17 protein-coding genes and 1 pseudogene are annotated in these 17,389 nt (G+C 70.7%); 7 read left to right on the forward strand and 11 right to left on the reverse strand.

Annotated elements, in window-relative coordinates; all coding sequences use genetic code 11:
* The coding region (locus FKV25_RS16320; protein WP_484177352.1) for an MFS transporter at positions 1–628 on the forward strand (628 nt) is incomplete at its 5' end.
* Between the two features lie 59 nt (positions 629–687).
* A complete protein-coding gene (locus FKV25_RS14925) occupies positions 688–936 on the forward strand; it encodes a DUF3297 family protein (RefSeq protein ID WP_141519585.1) in 249 nt (82 codons plus the stop codon).
* 48 nt (positions 937–984) lie between these two features.
* Here the strand turns inward: FKV25_RS14925 and FKV25_RS14930 are convergent, their stop codons facing one another.
* The 3 genes from FKV25_RS14930 to FKV25_RS14940 are packed head-to-tail and all read right to left on the reverse strand — an operon-like array spanning position 985 to position 3,199.
* Positions 985–1,746, reverse strand: a complete 762-nt coding sequence (locus FKV25_RS14930) for an ABC transporter permease (protein WP_141519586.1) — start codon at positions 1,744–1,746, stop codon at positions 985–987.
* On the reverse strand, positions 1,743–2,720 hold the full coding sequence (locus FKV25_RS14935; protein ID WP_141519587.1) for an ABC transporter ATP-binding protein: 978 nt from the start codon (positions 2,718–2,720) through the stop codon (positions 1,743–1,745). The genes FKV25_RS14930 and FKV25_RS14935 overlap by 4 nt, the downstream gene beginning before the upstream one ends.
* Positions 2,721–2,758: 38 nt before the next feature.
* On the reverse strand, positions 2,759–3,199 hold the full coding sequence (locus FKV25_RS14940; RefSeq protein ID WP_141519588.1) for a carboxymuconolactone decarboxylase family protein: 441 nt from the start codon (positions 3,197–3,199) through the stop codon (positions 2,759–2,761).
* Positions 3,200–3,472: 273 nt separating this feature from the next.
* Between FKV25_RS14940 and FKV25_RS14945 the strand changes: the two genes are divergently transcribed.
* Complete coding sequence (locus FKV25_RS14945) at positions 3,473–3,856, forward strand: YciI family protein (protein ID WP_141519589.1); 384 nt, start codon at positions 3,473–3,475, stop codon at positions 3,854–3,856.
* 95 nt (positions 3,857–3,951) lie between these two features.
* Here FKV25_RS14945 and FKV25_RS14950 read toward each other — a convergent pair whose 3' ends face one another.
* The 4 genes from FKV25_RS14950 to FKV25_RS14965 all read right to left on the reverse strand — a co-directional run bounded on the left by FKV25_RS14950 (position 3,952) and on the right by FKV25_RS14965 (position 6,277).
* The gene (locus FKV25_RS14950) at positions 3,952–4,545 is read right to left on the reverse strand and encodes a hypothetical protein (RefSeq protein WP_141519590.1); all 594 of its coding nucleotides are present in this window, start codon (positions 4,543–4,545) and stop codon (positions 3,952–3,954) included.
* Between the two features lie 103 nt (positions 4,546–4,648).
* A complete protein-coding gene (locus tag FKV25_RS14955) occupies positions 4,649–5,320 on the reverse strand; it encodes an SDR family oxidoreductase (protein ID WP_141519591.1) in 672 nt (223 codons plus the stop codon).
* Between the two features lie 82 nt (positions 5,321–5,402).
* Positions 5,403–5,828, reverse strand: coding sequence for a hypothetical protein (locus tag FKV25_RS14960; protein WP_141519592.1), 426 nt, complete (start codon positions 5,826–5,828; stop codon positions 5,403–5,405).
* A 122-nt stretch (positions 5,829–5,950) separates the two neighbouring features.
* Positions 5,951–6,277, reverse strand: a complete 327-nt coding sequence (locus FKV25_RS14965) for a DUF6122 family protein (protein WP_141519593.1) — start codon at positions 6,275–6,277, stop codon at positions 5,951–5,953.
* 242 nt (positions 6,278–6,519) lie between these two features.
* On the opposite strand from FKV25_RS14965, the gene FKV25_RS14970 reads away from it, so the two are divergent.
* The 4 genes from FKV25_RS14970 to FKV25_RS16540 all read left to right on the forward strand — a co-directional run bounded on the left by FKV25_RS14970 (position 6,520) and on the right by FKV25_RS16540 (position 10,473).
* Complete coding sequence (locus FKV25_RS14970; RefSeq protein WP_141519594.1) at positions 6,520–7,083, forward strand: biliverdin-producing heme oxygenase; 564 nt, start codon at positions 6,520–6,522, stop codon at positions 7,081–7,083.
* Positions 7,076–8,866, forward strand: a complete 1,791-nt coding sequence (locus FKV25_RS14975; protein WP_141519595.1) for a GAF domain-containing protein — start codon at positions 7,076–7,078, stop codon at positions 8,864–8,866. The genes FKV25_RS14970 and FKV25_RS14975 overlap by 8 nt, the downstream gene beginning before the upstream one ends.
* An 86-nt stretch (positions 8,867–8,952) precedes the next feature.
* On the forward strand, positions 8,953–10,005 hold the full coding sequence (locus FKV25_RS14980; protein ID WP_141519596.1) for an oxidoreductase: 1,053 nt from the start codon (positions 8,953–8,955) through the stop codon (positions 10,003–10,005).
* Positions 10,006–10,074: 69 nt separating this feature from the next.
* Positions 10,075–10,473, forward strand: coding sequence for a hypothetical protein (locus FKV25_RS16540; protein ID WP_246072115.1), 399 nt, complete (start codon positions 10,075–10,077; stop codon positions 10,471–10,473).
* Between the two features lie 454 nt (positions 10,474–10,927).
* On the opposite strand, the pseudogene FKV25_RS16545 reads toward FKV25_RS16540, so the two are convergent.
* From FKV25_RS16545 to FKV25_RS15000, 4 genes and pseudogenes are all read right to left on the reverse strand, one after another.
* Positions 10,928–11,374 (reverse strand): annotated as a pseudogene (locus tag FKV25_RS16545) (polysaccharide deacetylase family protein); the annotation flags it as partial.
* Between the two features lie 153 nt (positions 11,375–11,527).
* Positions 11,528–12,082, reverse strand: coding sequence for a CcdC protein domain-containing protein (locus tag FKV25_RS14990; RefSeq protein ID WP_141519597.1), 555 nt, complete (start codon positions 12,080–12,082; stop codon positions 11,528–11,530).
* 83 nt (positions 12,083–12,165) lie between these two features.
* Entirely contained in the window at positions 12,166–14,196 is a 2,031-nt protein-coding gene (locus FKV25_RS14995) for a S9 family peptidase (RefSeq protein ID WP_141519598.1), read from the reverse strand.
* A 94-nt stretch (positions 14,197–14,290) separates the two neighbouring features.
* Positions 14,291–17,389: error-prone DNA polymerase (locus FKV25_RS15000; protein ID WP_141519599.1), on the reverse strand; the 3,099-nt coding region annotated here is incomplete at its 5' end.

The following is a 17,389-nucleotide window of genomic DNA, read 5'->3' on the forward strand; positions in this document are numbered from 1 at the left end:
GACCGCCAGCGGCGACCCCGCGCCCGAGCTGGCGCGTCCCCGCGCCCAGGGCCGTGCATGGCGTTCGCCGGTCGCCTGGGGCCTGGCCTTGATGTTCGGCATGACCTCGCTGGTCACCTATTCCATGTTCACCTGGCTGCCGGCCCTGTTCACCTCGGCCGGCGCCAGCCCGGCTTTCGGCGGCAACATGGTCGCGCTGTTCTCCACGCTCGGCCTGCTGAGCGGCCTGGCGATGCCCCAGGTCGCGGTGCGCATGCCCAATCCGTTCCCGGTGGTGGTGCTGTGCCTGGGTTGCTTCGTCGCGTCGTTCCTGGGCCTGCTGCTGGCACCGATGCAGGCGCCGCTGTTGTGGGTGGCCCTGCTCGGCCTGGGACCGGCGACCTTTCCGCTGTCGCTGGTGCTCATCAACCTGCGCACGCGCAGCCCGGGCGGATCGGCCGCGCTGTCGGGCTTCACCCAGGGCGTGGGCTACACCGTCAGCTGCATCGGCCCCCTGCTGTTCGGCTGGCTGCACGACGGCAGCGGCGCCTGGACCCTGCCTTTCGCCTTCCTCGGCCTGTGCCTGGCGGTGCTGGCGGTCGGCGGCTGGATGGCCTGCCGCCCGCGGATGCTCGAGGACACCTGGTAGGGCCGGCGGCGGCGGGCCGCGGTATCCTGTGCCCCCGTTTCCACCCGCGCCCGAGCACCATGTCCGATACGCCGTCCGATTCGCCGCCCGACCGCCTGTCCAACGATCCCCGCAGCCCGTTCCACGACGAAGCCCTGCTCGAGCGCGGCATCGGCATCCGCTTCAACGGCATCGAACGGCACAACGTCGAGGAATACTGCATCAGCGAAGGCTGGGTGCGCATGGCGATGGGCAAGTCCCTGGACCGCCGCGGACAGCCGATCACGGTCAAGGCCAAGGGCACCGTCGAGGCCTGGTTCCTGACCTGAGCCCCGCGCGCCCGGGCGCCCCACGGGGCCCGCAGCGCCGCCACCGGCCTATTGCTTGAGCTTCCAGCCGGTATGGAAGATCCACGCCACCGTGCCCAGGCACAACAGCAGGAAGCCGACGATGGCCGCGGCGCTGATGCCCACGTTGACGTCGGACACGCCGTAGAAGCTCCAGCGGAAGCCGCTGATCAGGTAGACCACCGGGTTGAACAGGGTGATCTTCTGCCACACCGGCGGCAACATGTTGATCGAATAGAACGCGCCGCCCAGGAAGGTCAGCGGCGTGACCACCATCAGCGGGATCACCTGCAGCTTCTGGAAGTCGTCCGCCCACAGGCCGATGATGAAACCGAACAGGCTGAAACTCAGGGCCGTCAGCAGCAGGAAGCACAGCATCCAGAACGGATGCGCGATCTCGTAGGGCACGAACACGCGCGCGGTGGCCAGGATCAGCAGGCCCAGGATCAGCGACTTGGTCGCGGCCGCGCCGACGTAGCCGACCACCACCTCCATCGCCGAGACGGGTGCCGACAGCAGCTCGTAGATCGTGCCGGCCCACTTGGGCATGTAGATGCCGAAGGAGGCGTTGGAGATGCTCTCGCTCAGCAGCGACAGCATGATCAGGCCCGGGATGATGAAGGCGCCGTAGCTGACGCCGTCGATGTCGCCCATCCGCGAGCCGATCGCCGCGCCGAAGACGACGAAGTACAGCGAGGTCGAGAGCACCGGCGAGAGGATGCTCTCGCCCAGGGTGCGGAAGGTGCGCGCCATCTCGAAGCGGTAGATCGCCTTGATCGCATGGAAATTCATGCCCGCGCCTCCCTTGCCGTGGCCGCGGTCGCCTGCGGTCCGCCGGCCACGCCGTTGCGGACCAGGTTGACGAAGATCTCCTCGAGCGAACTCTCGCTCGAATGCAGGTCGCGGAAGTCGATGCCGTGGGCATTGAGCTGGCGCAACAGGGCCGCGATGCCGGTTTCTTCGGACTGCACGTCGAACGTGTAGACCAGCGAGGTCCCGTCGGCGGAGAGCTCGAGCGGCAGCGACGCCAGTTCCGCCGGGATCGTGGCAAGCGGTTCCTGCAGGCTCAGGGTCAGCTGCTTCTTGCCCAGCTTGCGCATCAGCGTGGCCTTGTCCTCAACGAGCACGAGCTCGCCCTTGTTGATGACGCCGATGCGGTCGGCCATCTCCTCGGCCTCCTCGATGTAGTGGGTGGTCAGGATGATGGTCACGCCGTCCTCCCGCAGTCGCCTTACCAGCTGCCACATGTCGTGGCGCAGCTCGACGTCGACGCCGGCGGTCGGCTCGTCCAGGAACAGGATCTCCGGTTCGTGCGCGAGCGCCTTGGCGATCAGCACGCGCCGCTTCATGCCGCCCGACAGGGCCATGATCTTGCTGTCCTTCTTCTCCCAGAGCGACAGCGCGCGCAGCACCTTCTCAAGGTGTGCCGGGTCGGGGGCCTTGCCGAACAGGCCCCGACTGAAGCGCACGGTGGCCCAGACGGTCTCGAAGGCGTCGGTCGACAGTTCCTGGGGGACCAGCCCGATCTTCGCGCGCGCTGCGCGGTAGTCGCGCACGACGTCGTGGCCATCGGCCAGGACGGTGCCGCTGCTGGGATTGACGATGCCGCAGATGATGCTGATCAGGGTGGTCTTGCCCGCCCCGTTGGGGCCGAGCAGGGCGAATATCTCGCCCTTGCGGATCTCCAGGTCGACGCCCTTGAGCGCCTGGAAGCCGGAGCCATAGGTCTTGGTGAGGCCGTTGACGGCGATGATCGGGGAAGCCATGCGAATCCTGGGAAAGGAGGTGGGTGTCGGGCCGGGCATCAGTCCGGGAGCGCCACCCGGAACCCGACACCGAAGCGGTTCCAGGCGTTGATGGAGGCGATGGCGAGCGTCAGGTCGACGCGCGCCTTCTCGTCGAAATGCGCGGCCAGGGCGAGGTAATCCTCGTCCGGCGCGCCCGTGTCGGCCAACCGGGTCAGTGCTTCGGCCCAGGCCAGCGCGGCGCGCTCCCGCGCACTGTACAGCTCGCTGCCGCGCCAGGTCACCAGCGCCTGCAGGCGGGCCTCGGGCTCGCCCCGCGCGCGTGCATCACGGCCGAACTGTTCGATGCAATACCCACAACCGTTGACCTGCGAGACCCGCAGCTTCAGCAGGCCCAGCAGGCCGGGCTCCAGGCCCAGCCGGGACACCGCGATCTCCAGCGCCATCATCGCCTCGGTCGCGTCGGGCGAGGCCCGGTGCCAGTTCATGCGTTGCTGCATTCCGCCCTCCTGTCCGTCGATCCACGCCGGCCCGGCATCGCACACTAACGCTGGCGACGGCGGGCGATAAGCCCGTGCGACCCGGATGCTTTTTCCCGCCACCGGGACAGTGGCGGGTGTAAGGTGCCGGATCGCTGCGGGGCTCCCTCACGGTACGACGCGCGAGTCTCGCGCGTTTCGACACGACGCCGGCCGGGAACGCCGCTACCATCGCCGGGCGGCCGCGACCGCGCGGCGCCCACCACCGGCCACGTCGACCCCTGCGAGGACGCAATGAAATTCCTGGTCATGATCCACACCGACGCCAGTCTCATCGAGGCATTGCCCGAGGGCGAATACGACCGCCTGATGCGGGGCTGCTTCGACAAGGCCGACGCGCTGCGCGCCGAAGGCACCCTGCTCGACTACCAGCAGCTCGAGGGCGCCGCGACCGCGCGCACGCTGCGCCAGCGCGAGGGCACGCTGTCGATCACCGACGGCCCCTTCTCCGAGGCCAAGGAGGTCTTCGCCGGCTTCAACCTGATCGAAGCGGCGGACATGGACGAGGCGGTCGAGGTCGCCAAGCAGTTCCCGTGGTCACGCTTCGGCCGCATCGAAGTGCGCCCCGTGCGCGACAGCGACGCCGTGCGCGAGCGGGTCGGCGCGGCGCCGCGCTGAGGCACCGGCCCGACGCCGCGGTCTGCGCGCGGCATCCGTGGCGCGGGTGGCACGAATCCCCGGGGCCGCTCACGGACCCGGGGCGCGGCGACCGTTCAGGGCAGGCGATCGACGCTCGCCGCGAGCGCGGTGATGTAGGAGACCTGCAGCATGTCGCCGTCCTTCAGCGTGGCCAGGCGCGCCTGGTTCTCCGGCTTCTCGACGTAGAAGGTCCACTCGTTGCCCTGCGGGCCCAACACCGTGAGGGTGTGGTTGGCCACGTCGACCGCGGTGATCGGGGCGACGATGGTGGTGACCTTGGTCTGGCCGCGCGCGGGACGTTCGCCGGTCTTCGCATAGTGGTCGTCGGTCGACTCGTAGACGCCGGGCTTGGCATCGCCGGCCGGCTGGATGCCGACCGCGAGCGCGGTCATGTAGCGCACGCTGACCGTGTCGCCCTGCCGGATCTGGTCGAAGTTGCGCACGTCCGGGCCCGCCTCGATCTCGATCGAACGCCCGGTGTCGTCGGTCACCGTGATCAGGCGGGCATTGGAGTCGACGGCCGTGACCCGGCCCTGCACCGACATTTCCATGGAGGCCACGTCCTGCCTTTCGGGCGTGGGCGGCATGCTGTTGCAGGCAGTCGCGCCCATCAGCACGGCGGCGGACAACAGGCAGGGCAGGACGGCGGAACGGAAGCGAGCGTGCATGGGTGTCTCCCTTGACAGTCGAGGCGTGGCTACAGCACCCCGCCGACTCTGCGGCAGGCTGCGTGACAGCACGATCAAGGCCGCGTGAGCGCGCCCGCCGGCGCTACCAGGGGAGCGCCTGGCCGTTCGCGTGCCAGAACGTGCCGGTCTCCCCGAGCGACAGCCCGTCCAGCCGCTCGACCAGCTGCGCGGCCGACTCCGCGGGGCTGATCTCGCCGGCGTTGCCGACCATGTCGGTGGACACGAAGCCCGGATGCAGGAGGAACACGCCGATGCCACGGGGCTTGAGGTCCATCGCGAGGGACTTGCCGATCGCATTGACCGCGGCCTTGGAGGCGCGGTAACCGTAGTAGCCGCCGGAGCCGTTGTCCGACATCGAGCCCATGCGGCTGGTGATGATCCCCACACGGCTGCCTTCGCCCAGCAAGCCGCTCAGCGCCTGCACGGTGCGCAGCGGTCCGAGCGCGTTGACCTCGAACTGCCGGCGCATGCCCTCGAATGCATCGGCATCGATGTCGCCGAACGCCTCGCGTTCGAGCACGCCGGCGTTGCAGACCAGCACGTCGACGCGGACGCCGTCGAGGCGGGCGGCAAGCGCGGCAAGCGCGGCGTCGCTGCCGATGTCGATGCCCCGCTCGATGCGCGCGTTGGTGGCCTCGAGCGCGTCGCTGGACTGCCTGCAGGCGGCGATCACTTCGTCGCCGCGGGCGAGGTAGTGCTGGACGAGGGCAAGGCCGATGCCGCGATTGGCGCCGGTGATGAGGACGACGGACATGGGAAGTACCTCGTGAGATTCCTGGCGGGTGTCCCGGCAGGATGGGGGCGGAACGCCGCGCTTCCACCCTGCCGTCGCCGGCTCAGCCGTGGGTGGCGAAGGGCTTGCCGGTCAACAGGTTGAAATAGGGCTGGCTGTCGACGTGGTGGAACAGGTAGGTCTTGCGCGGCGCACCCTCGGCCGGCTTGGGCACCAGCTCGCACAGCGCGTGCATCAGCGCCTGGTCGCCCTGCTCGCGATCATGCGGCCAGCGCGGGTAGAACGCCGCCACCAGCATGTCCTCGCAGTCGTCGACCAGGTCGAGTTCGTCGTAGAAGAAGCCGTCGTCCTCGTTGTCGTAGGCCATGCGGGCCGCCTCGGCGAGCGATGCCCCGTTGCCCGCGCGGTACAGCCCGATGCCCAGCACCGGGACGACGACGCCGTTCTCGCGGGTGGTGTCGACGACCGCGTCGATGACGCCGGCACCGGGATGCTTGCTGAGGAACCTGCTGAACTCCGACAGTGGCATGGGCATATCCCGCTGTTGGGTGGGGGTTTCAAGGAGGATTCGGGCACAGAGTAGTGGCGATGCCGCCGTCTGTCACCGCCGCGGGGGGCGCGCGGCCGCCCGCCCACGGCCCTGGCCGGCGCTCAGGACGACATGCAACGCATCCATGCGCAATCGATCGCGTCGAGGGCGACATGCACCAGCAGGCCGATGCCGAACAGGCGCGTGCGGCGCGGCACGACCAGTCCACCGTAGAGCACGATCGCCGGCGCGGTATGCAAGGGATGGAAGCCGATGCTGCAACGGTCGGGCGCGTAGACCGGATCGGCCAGCAGGTGGTCGAGGTCGATCACCCAGCCCAGCAGGAGCAGCAGCCAGGCACGTCCGAAACGCTCGCGCCAGAACAGCCAGGCCAACAGCGCCGGCACGGCCGCATGGAGGCAGAGGTGGAGGATGGCGCGAAGTCCCATCCGCCCATTGCAACGCAAGTCGGCGCCACTTGAAAGCCTCGCGATCCACCCCATCCATGCGCGCCGGGAGCTGGATTTCCCGACACGTCGCGGGGCCCGCCCGAAAGCCCGCAAACGCAGCAACGCCAACGGATGGATCACATATCGTCGACATCGCCTTCACATGCCAAACTGAATCCGGGTTGGGATAGCTGAATCGTCGTTCGGACGAGTGAACGCCACTACACCGTAGAGTTTCCTGCATGACCGAACGCCCGCCCCTTTCCTCGGCCCACGAGCTGCTCCGACGCACGACGGCGGACGCGCATTCGCGCGTCGACGCCCTGCTCGGTGGCGGTCTCGCGTCAAGCGAGGGCTATGGCATGTACCTGCGCGGCATGCACCGCTTCATCCAGGTGAGCGAGGCCCGGCTGGCCGGGCATGGCGTCATGCTCGGCGTGGCCCGCGACCGCCTCGAGCAGGACCTCGCGGCGCTCTCGTTCGAACCCATACGGCCCGTCGCCGCGCCCCCGCCCGAACCCGACCGGGTCGCGCGGCTGGGGTGGGAGTACGTGGTCTCCGGCGCCTCGGTGGGCGCGCGCTACCTGTTGCGGCAGGCCCAGCAGCTGGGCTACTCCGCCGAGCACGGCGCGCGCTTCCTCGCCGGCCACGCCGGCGACCCGGTCTGGCCGCGCTTCCTGGTCCGACTGGCGCGCGAGCGCTTCACTCCCGACGAGCTGGACACCCTGCGGGACGCGGCGCTCGACGCCTTCGCCGCGGCGGAGTCCGCCTTCAAGACTGCTAGACAGGAGAACGTCCATGGCTGATATCGCAGACACGCCGAACGGGGTGGATCTGTCCAATCCCGACATCCAGGAATGCCTCCGCGAACCGATCCACCTGTCGGGGGCGATCCAGCCGCACGGCTACCTGGTGAGCTGTTCGCCGGGCGACTGGGAGGTGCGGCACGCGTCGGCGAACATCGACGTCCTGCTGGGCCTGCCCGCCACCTCGCTGCTGGGCCAGTCGCTGCGCGAGTTCGTCGAGGACGACGTCATCGACCGCATCAACGACGCCATCGCCGGGTCGGAGCCGAACGCCGCGGCGCAGCGCGCCTGCACCACCAACGTCGGCACCACGATGACGGTGTGCGACGTGACCGCACACGTCGCGGACGGACTGGTCCACGTCGAGTTCGAACCGCAGCCTTACCGGCGCCAGGAGTTGCCGCCGACGGCCGTGGCGCAGTTCATGGTGGCCCAGGCCGACCTGGGCGGAGATGACGAGGCCTTCTTCCAGCGCGCCGCCGAGCAGGTCCGCTCGCTGACCGGCTATGACCGCGTGATGGTCTACCGCTTCCGCGAGGACGATTCGGGCGAGGTGATCGCCGAGACCTGCGCCGACGGCATGGAGCCCTACCTGGGGCTGCGTTACCCGGCGACAGACATCCCGCCGCAGGCGCGCCTGCTGTACCTGCGCAACCGCATCCGGGTGATCCCCGACGCCCGATACGCGCCGGTGCCGCTGGTGCCGGGCACGCAGGCCGACGGCACGCCGCTGGACCTGAGCCAGCACGTGCTGCGCAGCGTGTCGCCGGTGCACCTGGAGTACCTGGCCAACATGGGCGTGGTCGCCTCGATGTCGATCTCGATCATCAGCGGCGGCCGCCTGTGGGGCCTGATCGCCTGCCACCACCCGACGCCGCAGCCGCTGTCGGCGAACGTGCGCGCATCGGCCGACCTGTTCGGGCGCTTCGTGTCGATGTGGGTGTCCGCGCGCGAGCAGGAGCTGACCATGTCGCGCTACGAGAACGCGCAGCGCCTGCGCGACGCGCTGGCCCAGCGGCTGGCACAGGCGCGCGACTTCGACGCCGCGCTGGTCGACGAGATCGAGGCCATGCAGCGCGTGATCGATTGCGACGGCGCGGCCCTTTGGGTCGGCGGCCAGTGGCACGCCAAGGGCCGCACGCCCGATGCCGGGCAGGCCGGTGCGCTGCTGGAGTGGCTGCGCGGGCAGGACGACGCCCAACACGTGGCGATGACCGACCGGGCGGACGACTGGCTGGCCGCCCGCGGCGACGCCGACGGCCTGGCCGGGCTGCTCGCGATCAACCTGGGCAGTGCCGACGACTGGCTGTTCCTGTTCCGGGTGGAGCAGGTCGAGCAGGTGCGCTGGGCCGGCGAACCAAAGAAGGCGCTGGTGCTCACCGACGACGGCCAGCGCATCGCCCCGCGCAAGAGCTTCGCGATCTGGCGCGAGACCGTGCTGGGCCGCAGCGCCCCCTGGACCGACAGCGACAAGCGCGGCGCCGACCGCCTGCATCGCGTCCTGCGCGAGCAGCGCCGCCGGGCGCTGGCGCATGCCCGCGAGATGGACGAGCTCGACCGCCGTTACCAGCGCCAGCGCATGCTCGACCAGAAGTCGCGCCTGGAGAACCTCTCCACGATGCTGGAGGGCCTGATCCACCTGGAGGACGACGACACCGCGCAGCTGGCCGCGCGCATCGACAGGCTCGAGAACGAACTGCGCGCGATGATGCACAAGGCCGGCAGCCGCGCCGGCACGCCCGCCTCGCAGGACGGGCTGCGGCCGACGACCGAGGCCGGCTGACCGTCGACGTCGCCGGGTAGCGCATCCGGCGACGTCCGCTCCATGGCGAGTCGTTTACCCTGACGGCCCCCACCCGGCCCGTCGCCATGACCCGAAACGACGCCCCCGTCCCCACCGCCCTGATCGGCTACGGTTTCGCCGGCAGGACCTTCCACGCACCGCTGGCCGCCGCGGCCGGGCTGGCGCTTGAAGTCGTCGGCTCCCGCGATGCCGATCGCGTGCATGCCGACCTCCCCGCCGCCGAAGTCCTCGCCGACCCGATGGCGGCGGTCCGCCACCCTGGCATCGAACTGGTGGTCATCGCCACGCCCAATCCCACCCACGCGGCATTGGCACGCGCGGCCCTGGAGGCCGGCAAGCACGTGGTGGTCGACAAGCCGCTGACGCCGACCCTGGCCGAGGCACGCGCGCTCGCCGCGCTGGCGTCGTCGAGTGGACGCATGCTCTCGGTCTTCCAGAACCGGCGCTGGGACAGCGATTTCCTCGCGATCCGCGCGGCCATCGAGGCCGGCCGCGTGGGCGAGGCGACGCACCTGGAATCTCGCATCGAACGCTTCCGACCCGGTGTGCGCGACCGTTGGCGCGAGCAGGCCGGCGCGGCCAGTGGCCTGTGGTGGGACCTGGGACCCCACCTCGTCGACCAGGTGCTGCAGCTCTGGGGCCGTCCGGACCGGATCCACGCGGACCTGGCAGTGCAGCGTCCCGGCGCGACGACCGACGACTGGGCGCACGCGGTCCTCCACTTCGGCGAGCGACGCGCGATCCTGCACGCCGGCATGCTGGCGGCCAGCCCGGGCGCGCGCTTCGTGGTCCACGGCACCCAGGGCAGCATGGTCAAGCGCGGGGCCGATCGGCAGGAGGCCCAGCTGATCGCCGGCCTGCGTCCGGGTGACGCCGACTGGGGGGTGGACCCCGACCCGCTGCTCTGGCGCGATGGCGGGGGCGACGGTCCGATGCAGGCGCTGCCCGCACCACGTGGCGACCAGGCCACGTACTACCGGCTGCTGGCCGACGCGATCCGCGGCCAGGGTGCCAACCCGGTCCCGCCGCTGCAGGCGCTGGACGTGATGGCGGTGCTCGAGGCCGGCGCACGTTCGGCGCGCGCGGGACGGCCGGTGGTGCCCGACTACGACGGCTGAAGCGCGGGCGTGCACGTCCGGGTCACATGCCGCGCGCACACTGTGGGTTCTTCCTCCGAGTAGCACCCCATGAGCCTGAAGCGACAGTCCCGCCGCTCCACCCGAATGGTCGCCGAGACCGGCGCCGCGTCGGCCGCGGTGATCGCGATGCGACTGGCGGCAATGGCCGATCCGACCCGTGCCAGCTCGCCCCGCCAGCAGGCCGAACTGCGGCGGATGGTCCGGGAAAAGCAGGTGGCCGGCCAGCAGGGCGCGTGGGACGCCGCGACGCAACTGGCCTTGTTGCCGACCCGCGCGATGGCCGCTTTCGCCACGCCGGCGGCATTGACCCCCTCGGGTTACCTGGACGCCTGCGGCACGCTCGCCGCCCTCTGGCTGGGCGTGGGCAATGCCGCGCTGGCACCGGCGCGACGCAAGGCGGTGGGCAATCGCAAGCGCTTGTCCGGCGCGTCGCCGCGCCGGCGCTGAGGCGGCTCCGCAGCCGTGGCGCCTGGCGCCCCCCTGCATCGGCCGACGTTCGCGCCTGCTGTTCGCGCACGTAGCGCATGATCGCGATGAAGCTGTCCACCCAGTACACGTCGCGATGGCGGTCGAGATACGCCAGCAGGCCTTCGTGGGCCTCCGGCGACACCGACAGGTAATCGCCGCCGATGCCATGGAAGGTGAAGTTGACCATCGTGCCCGCGCGCGCGGCCGCCTCGACATGCGCGATCAGGTCCTCGGCGCTGGCCGCCACGGGCGCCTCGACCGTCACCGCGTACGGGTCGAGCGCGGCCATGTCGGGCGTCACCGCGCCGGTGCCGAACTTGATCGCCACGAAGGCCGGCTCGAGCAGGTCCAGGTAGTTGCCGTCCGCGGCCATCGCGTCGCCGCACGGCACGGTGTAGGTCCGCTCGGTCTCGCCATCGATCGCGTGCAGCATCGCATTGCCGAGCAGCACCTCGTCGCGCATGCGCGACGCCGGGGTGGCGTCGAGGTCGTGCTCCGGCGCGACCCAGTCGCGATCCGGTCCCTTGCCCGAGCACTGGTGGAACAGGCTGTGGTTGCCCAGCTCATGCCCGCCACGCGCGGCCGCGCGCCAGTCCGCCAGGCGCTCGCGCACGGAAGGCCGCGACAGCTGCAGGTAGAAGCTGCCCTTGAAGCCATGCCGGTCCAGGGCCGGGATGGCGTTGTCGAGCTGCGAATCGAGTGCATCGTCGTAAGCCAGGCTGACCGCGGCGCGACGGCCCTCGGGCCAGGCAAAGCGCGGGGGCTCGGCGGCCGCGGCCGCCAGCGGCAGGGCGAGGAGCGCCGCCAGTGCGGCGACACGCGCCCATCGCATGGAGGCAGGTGCGCGACGCGGTCCCGACCGGGGCATGCACGGGCTCATGGCGTGGCTGTCTCCTCAAGATGGAAGGCCGGCGCCGCGAGGGCGTCGCCGGGCGCGGTCACGGCCTGGCGGCCACGGCAAAGCGGGCGTGGGTTCGGCACCGTCATCTCCCGGATCGAAACGGCGCGTGTCGCTGGACCGGACGACACCGCATCAGCGTAGCGCGCCGCGCGCACGAAGGCGCCTGTGGCGTCGCCGTATGCCCCAGGCGTAAGCGATCGCGTATCCGAGCAGCAGGCCGCCCATCGCCCACAGTCCGCCCGCCTGCACCAGCCCCTGCCAGCCCGCCCCATCGACGTCGGTGCCCGAGGCACGGTGCCACGCCCACCACAGGCCGAGGGCGATGCGCAGTGCAACCAGCAGCGCCAGCGCCAGTGCCATCCACCGGTTGGGGGTGTAGTACAGCCGCCCCTGCACGGTCTCGAACCGGGTCAGCCAGAGCCCGGCCAGGCCGAGCAAGGCCCCCACGACGAGTCCACCCGCGGCGTCGGCCAGGGCATCCGGGCTCCAGACACTGCCCAGCCAGGCCGCGAGCAGGAAGCCCGGCAGGGTCGCCGCCAGGCTCCAGGCATTGAGGGCGACCAGCCAGCCCAGCGCGCGACGGCGCGCGTGGCCGGCGCGGTAGTGCTGCCACAGCGACAGGGGCAGCAACACCAGCACGACGGCCAGCAGCGCGAGCAGCAGCAGGGGCAGGATGAGCAGGGGCATCGGGGGTCCGCCGCGCGCGGGCGGGCGCGCCCGCGTCCGGTCCCGGCGACGGCATCCGCCGTCGGGACCGGTGGCGCGTCGACTCAGCCGGCGGACGCGTCGTCGGCCGGGGCGTCCTCGCCCGTCCCGCCTGATTCGCCCGTTCCGGTGGCCGGGCTCGCGGGCACGCCGTCGCCCTTGAGGTAGGTGTCGAGGAAGGCGAGGATCCTGCCGTAGCCCTCGATCTGGTTCTTCTTCTTCGAGAAGCCGTGGCCCTCGTCGTCGAACACCACGTACTCGACCGGGACCCCGCTCTTCCTCACCGCCGCGACGATGTCGTCGCTCTCGGGCTTGATCACGCGCGGATCGTTGGCGCCCTGCAGCACCATCAGCGGCACGTCGATCTTGTCGGCGTGGAACAGCGGCGAGGTCTCCACGAGGAAGTCGCGCTGGGTCTCGGGGTTGCCGATCTCCTGGTAGAGCGCCTCGCGGAAGCTCTCCCAGTACGGCGGGATCGATTCCAGCGTGCGCACCCAGTTGGACACGCCGAAGATGTCGACGCCGACCTTGAACTCGCCGGGCTTGAAGGCCAGGGCCGAGAGGACCATGTAGCCACCGTAGCTGCCGCCGATGATACCGATGCGGTCCGGGTCGACGTAGTCGAGCGACTGCAGGTACTTCTTGGCCTCGAGGGTGTCCCACAGCGGTTCGCGGCCGTGCTTGCCGTCGTCGGCGGCGAAGAAGGTCTTGCCGTAGCCGCTGGAGCCGCGGTTGTTGATGCCCAGCACCACGTAGCCATGGTTGGCCAGGTACTGGATCGTGGCCGAATGCGCGCGCGTGGTCTGGCCACCGGGCCCGCCATGCACCCAGACCAGGGCCGGCACCTTGTTTTCCGCGGTGGCCTGGTGCGGCTTCCACAGGATGTTGGGGATCTCCATGCCGTCGAAGCTCTTGAAGCGCACCACGCTGGACTCGACCAGGTCGGCCGGCTCGATCGCCGGGTTGAGCGAGGTGGTCAGCTGGCGCGGCTCGCCGCCATCGAGGTCGACCACGTAGAGGTCGCTGGGCTGGCGGTCGCCGTTGAGGTAGAAAGCGATGCGATCCTCGCTGTCGGCGATCCGCAGGCCGCGGATCTCGCCGGCCGGCAGCTTCGGCAGCGCGACCTGCTCGCCGCTGGCGGTGTCGAACAGCTCGACGCGTGCGCTGCCATCGTCGTTGACCACCATCGCGAGGTACTTGCCGCCGTGCGACAGCGTGGCCGCAACGATGTCCCAGTCGGCCCGCTGCACCGGCTCGTGCTCCCAGCTCGACAGGTTCACGCGGCGCAGCTCGGAGAACTCGCCGGCATCGTTGGCGGTGTAATACAGCCACTCGCCGTCGGGGCTGAAGGCCTGCGCCGAGAACTGCGCCTGGCCCTCGTGTTCGCTGACCCGGGTCTGGCTGCCGTCCGCGAGCTTGACCACGAACAGGTCGGAGTCGTTGGTGGAGTTGGACTTGCCCAGGGCCAGCCAGCGTCCGTCCGGGGAGACCGCCTCCGGCTGCAGGCCGGCGTCGTTGGTGAACACGCGCTCGCGCGCATAGCCGTCGGCGGCGTAGCGGTAGAGGTCGAAGAAGCGCGGATCGCGCTCGTTGGTCACCACGTAGAAATGCGCGCCATCCTGGCTGAAGCCCACCATCGCCGCCTTCAGGTTCGCGCCCGGCGTCAGGTCCTTCTCGGTGCCGTCGGGCTCGATCACGAAGAGGTGGTCGAGTTCGTCGCCGTCGTTGTCGCGGGTGACGAGGACGCGCTCGTCGTTGGGAAAGTAGGCGACTGCGTAGCTGTTGCGCGTGGTCGAATCGGTCACCGGGGTCCAGTCGCCGCCCGCCACCGGCATGGTGTACGCGTTCCAGACACCGGCCTTGTTGGACGAGAACAGGATGCGCGACTCGTCGGGGCTGAAGGACGCACCCGACACGCCCACGCTCTCGACGAACTCCTCGATGCTGTACTGGCGGCTCGGGCGCGCCACCGCGTCCTCGACCGGCGTGGCGGCGGTAGCGGCCGCGCCTTCGGGCGCCGAAGCGGGTTGGCAGGCGGCCAGCGGCAGGAGCGCGGCCAGCGCAAGGGCGAGCGGAACGGGACGCAACAGGTGCATGGGGTGTCCTCCCTGGAGTGAAGGGCCGATGCTGGGCCCTGCCCGGCGCGTTTGCAATCGCACCGCCATCGTCGCGTCGCCACGGGCGCGCGGATCAGTGGAAGTCCCGCGAGCGCGGCTGCAATGCGCCCAGCAGGTGGCTGAGGTCCTCCATGTCGCGGGCGATCAGGTGCTGCACGCCGTCGACGTGCTCCCAGCGGCCGCGCACCGCCAGCAGTCGCGCCCCCAGCAGGGCCTTGCGCCGGCGCACGGCCAGGTCGGACCAGACCACCACGTTGACCATGCCGTGCTCGTCCTCCAGGGTCAGGAAGATGGTGCCCTTCGCCGTGGCCGGGCGCTGGCGCTGGGTCACGATGCCGGCGGCATTGGCGCCCCGTCCGTGGGCGAGCCCGCGCAGCTGGCGCGAATCGAGCACCCGCCGGCGGCGCAGTTGCGCGCGCAGCAGCGACAACGGGTGCGCGCCCAGGCTCAGCCCCAGGCTGCGGTAGTCCGCCACCAGGTCCTCGCCGACGCCCGGCGCGGGCAGCGCGACCGCGTCCTCGTCCGGGCTGCCGGGCAGCAGCGGACGCTGCCGCTCGATGCCGGCCACCTGCCAGCGCGCATCGTGGCGGTGCCCGGCCAGGGCCTGCAGCGCGCCGGCCTCGGCGAGGGCCTCGCGCGCCTTTTCGTCGAGTCCGGCGCGCAGGCACAGGTCGCGTACGTCGGCGAAGGGTCGCCGGTCGCGCGCCGCGACGATCGCCTCGGCCATGCCCTGCGCCAGGCCGGCGACCTGGCGCAGGCCCAGCCGGATCGCCGCCTGCCCGCCATCGTCGTGGCCACGGCGCGCATGGCCGTCCTCGAGCGTGTTGTCCCAGTCGCTGCGGGTGACGTCCACCGGCCGCACTTCGACGGCGGCGCGGTCGCCACGGCCACGGCGTGCGTCCTGCACGATCTGGCTCGCCGAATAGAAGCCCATCGGCTGCGCATTGAGCAGGGCGCAGGCGAAGGCGGCGGGCTCGTGCCGCTTGAGCCAGCAGCTGATGTAGACCAGCTTGGCGAACGAGGCCGCATGGCTTTGCGGGAAGCCATAGGAACCGAAGCCCTTGATCTGCTCGAAGACCTGGTCGATGAAGTCCTCGGCATAGCCCTTGTCCTGCATCAGGGCGCGGATCTTCAGGCGGTGCGGTTCCATGTCGCCGCCGCGGCGCCAGGCCGCCATCGACCGGCGCAGGCCATCGGCTTCCTCGTGCGTGTAACCGGCGTGGATCACCAGTTCCATCACCTGTTCCTGGAACAGGGGGATGCCCAGGGTCGAGCCGAGGATGGACTCGATGCCCGGCGAGGGATAGTCCACCGGCTCCCTGCCCTGCCGGCGACGCAGGTAGGGATGCACCATGCCGCCCTGGATCGGTCCCGGGCGGACGATCGCGACCTGGACGACCAGGTCCTGGAAGTTCTCCGGCCGCAGGCGCGGCAGCATGCTCATCTGCGCGCGCGATTCGATCTGGAACACGCCCACGGTGTCGGCCTCCTGGATCATCGCGTAGGTCGGCGCGTCCCCCGCTGGCAACCGCGCGAGGTCGATCCGGTATCCCCTGTGGCGCTCGACCAGCGCCACCGCCTTGCGGATGCAGGTCAGCATGCCCAGTGCCAGGCAGTCGACCTTGAGCATGCGCATCGTCTCCAGGTCGTCCTTGTCCCACTGGATGATGGTGCGGTCGGGCATCGCGGCGTTCTCCACCGGCACCACGGTCGACAGCGCCGCGTCGGAGATCACGAAGCCGCCGACATGCTGGGACAGGTGGCGGGGATGCCCCTTCAGCTCGCCGGCGACCGCCATGACCTGCCGGACCAGCGGGTTGTCCGGATCGAAGCCGGCCTCGCGCAGGCGTTGCGCCATCGGCGTGTCGCCATTGCCCCAGCCCTGGCATTCGGCCAGCAGCGCGATCTGGTCGGCGGGCAGGCCGAAGGCGCGGGCGACGTCGCGCACGGCGCTCTTGCCGCGGTAGCGGATGACCGTCGCGGCGAGGGCGGCGCGCGCGCGACCGTACTTGGCGTAGACGTACTGCAGGACTTCCTCGCGCCGTTCGTGTTCGAAGTCGACGTCGATGTCGGGCGGCTCGTTGCGCGCCTTCGACAGGAAGCGCGCCATCAGCAGGCGGCTCTCGGCGGGATTGACGACGGTGATGCCCAGCGCGAAGCAGACCGCCGAGTTGGCCGAGGAGCCGCGTCCCTGGCAGAGGATGCCGCGCGAGTTGGCGAAGCGGACGATGTCCTCGACGGTCAGGAAGAAGGCCTCGTACGCGAGCTCGGCGATCAGGGCCAGTTCGGCCTCGACCTGGGCCAGCACCGGCGGCGGCACCCCTTCGGGCCAGCGCTTGCGCAAGCCGGCGAAGGTCAGCTCGCGCAGGCGCCGGGTCGGCGTGAGGCCACCGGGCACGAGTTCGGCGGGGTAGTCGTAGCGGACCTCGTCGAGGCTGAAGGTGCAGCGACGGGCCAGCGCCACGGCCGCTTCCAGCAAGGCATGCGGATGGATGTTGCCCAGCGCGCGGCGGCTGCGAAGGTGGCGTTCGCCGTTGCGGAACAGCTCGGCGCCGCACTCGGCCAGCGGCCGGTTGTGGCGGATCGCGGTCATCGTGTCCTGGAGGATGCGGCGGCGGCGCAGGTCCATGTGGACGTCGCCCGCCGCGACCGGCGTCATGCACAGCCGCCGGGCCAGGGCCAGCAACTGCGCCAGGCGCAGGGCGTCGTCGCGGTCGCGGTGCAGCTCCACCGCGAGATGGGCGCGCGCGCCCAGGCAGGCCTGCAGCCACGCGCCCTGCGCGGGATCGGGATCGTCGCCGGGCACCCACAGCGCGAACAGCCCCCCATCCGCGGGATCGCCCTCGCCCAGCACCTGCTCCAGGTCGTCGCGCGACAGCCGGTACTCGCCCTTGGGCGCGGCGCGGCGCGCGCGCGTGATCAGCTCGCACAGGCGCACGTAGCCGGCATGGTTTTCCACCAGCAACACGCACTTGAGCCCGCAGTCCAGGGTGAACTCGCTGCCCACCACCAGTTTGAGTCCGGTGGCCCGCGACGCCTCCAGCCCACGCACGATGCCGGCCAGCGAACACTCGTCGGTGATCGCCAGCGCCTCGTAGCCGCATTGGCGCGCACGCGCGAACAGGGCCTCGGCGCTGGAGGCCCCGCGCAGGAAGGAAAAATCCGACAGGCA

The sequence above is a fragment of the Marilutibacter aestuarii genome (genome assembly GCF_006546775.1).
Taxonomy (GTDB): domain Bacteria; phylum Pseudomonadota; class Gammaproteobacteria; order Xanthomonadales; family Xanthomonadaceae; genus Marilutibacter; species Marilutibacter aestuarii.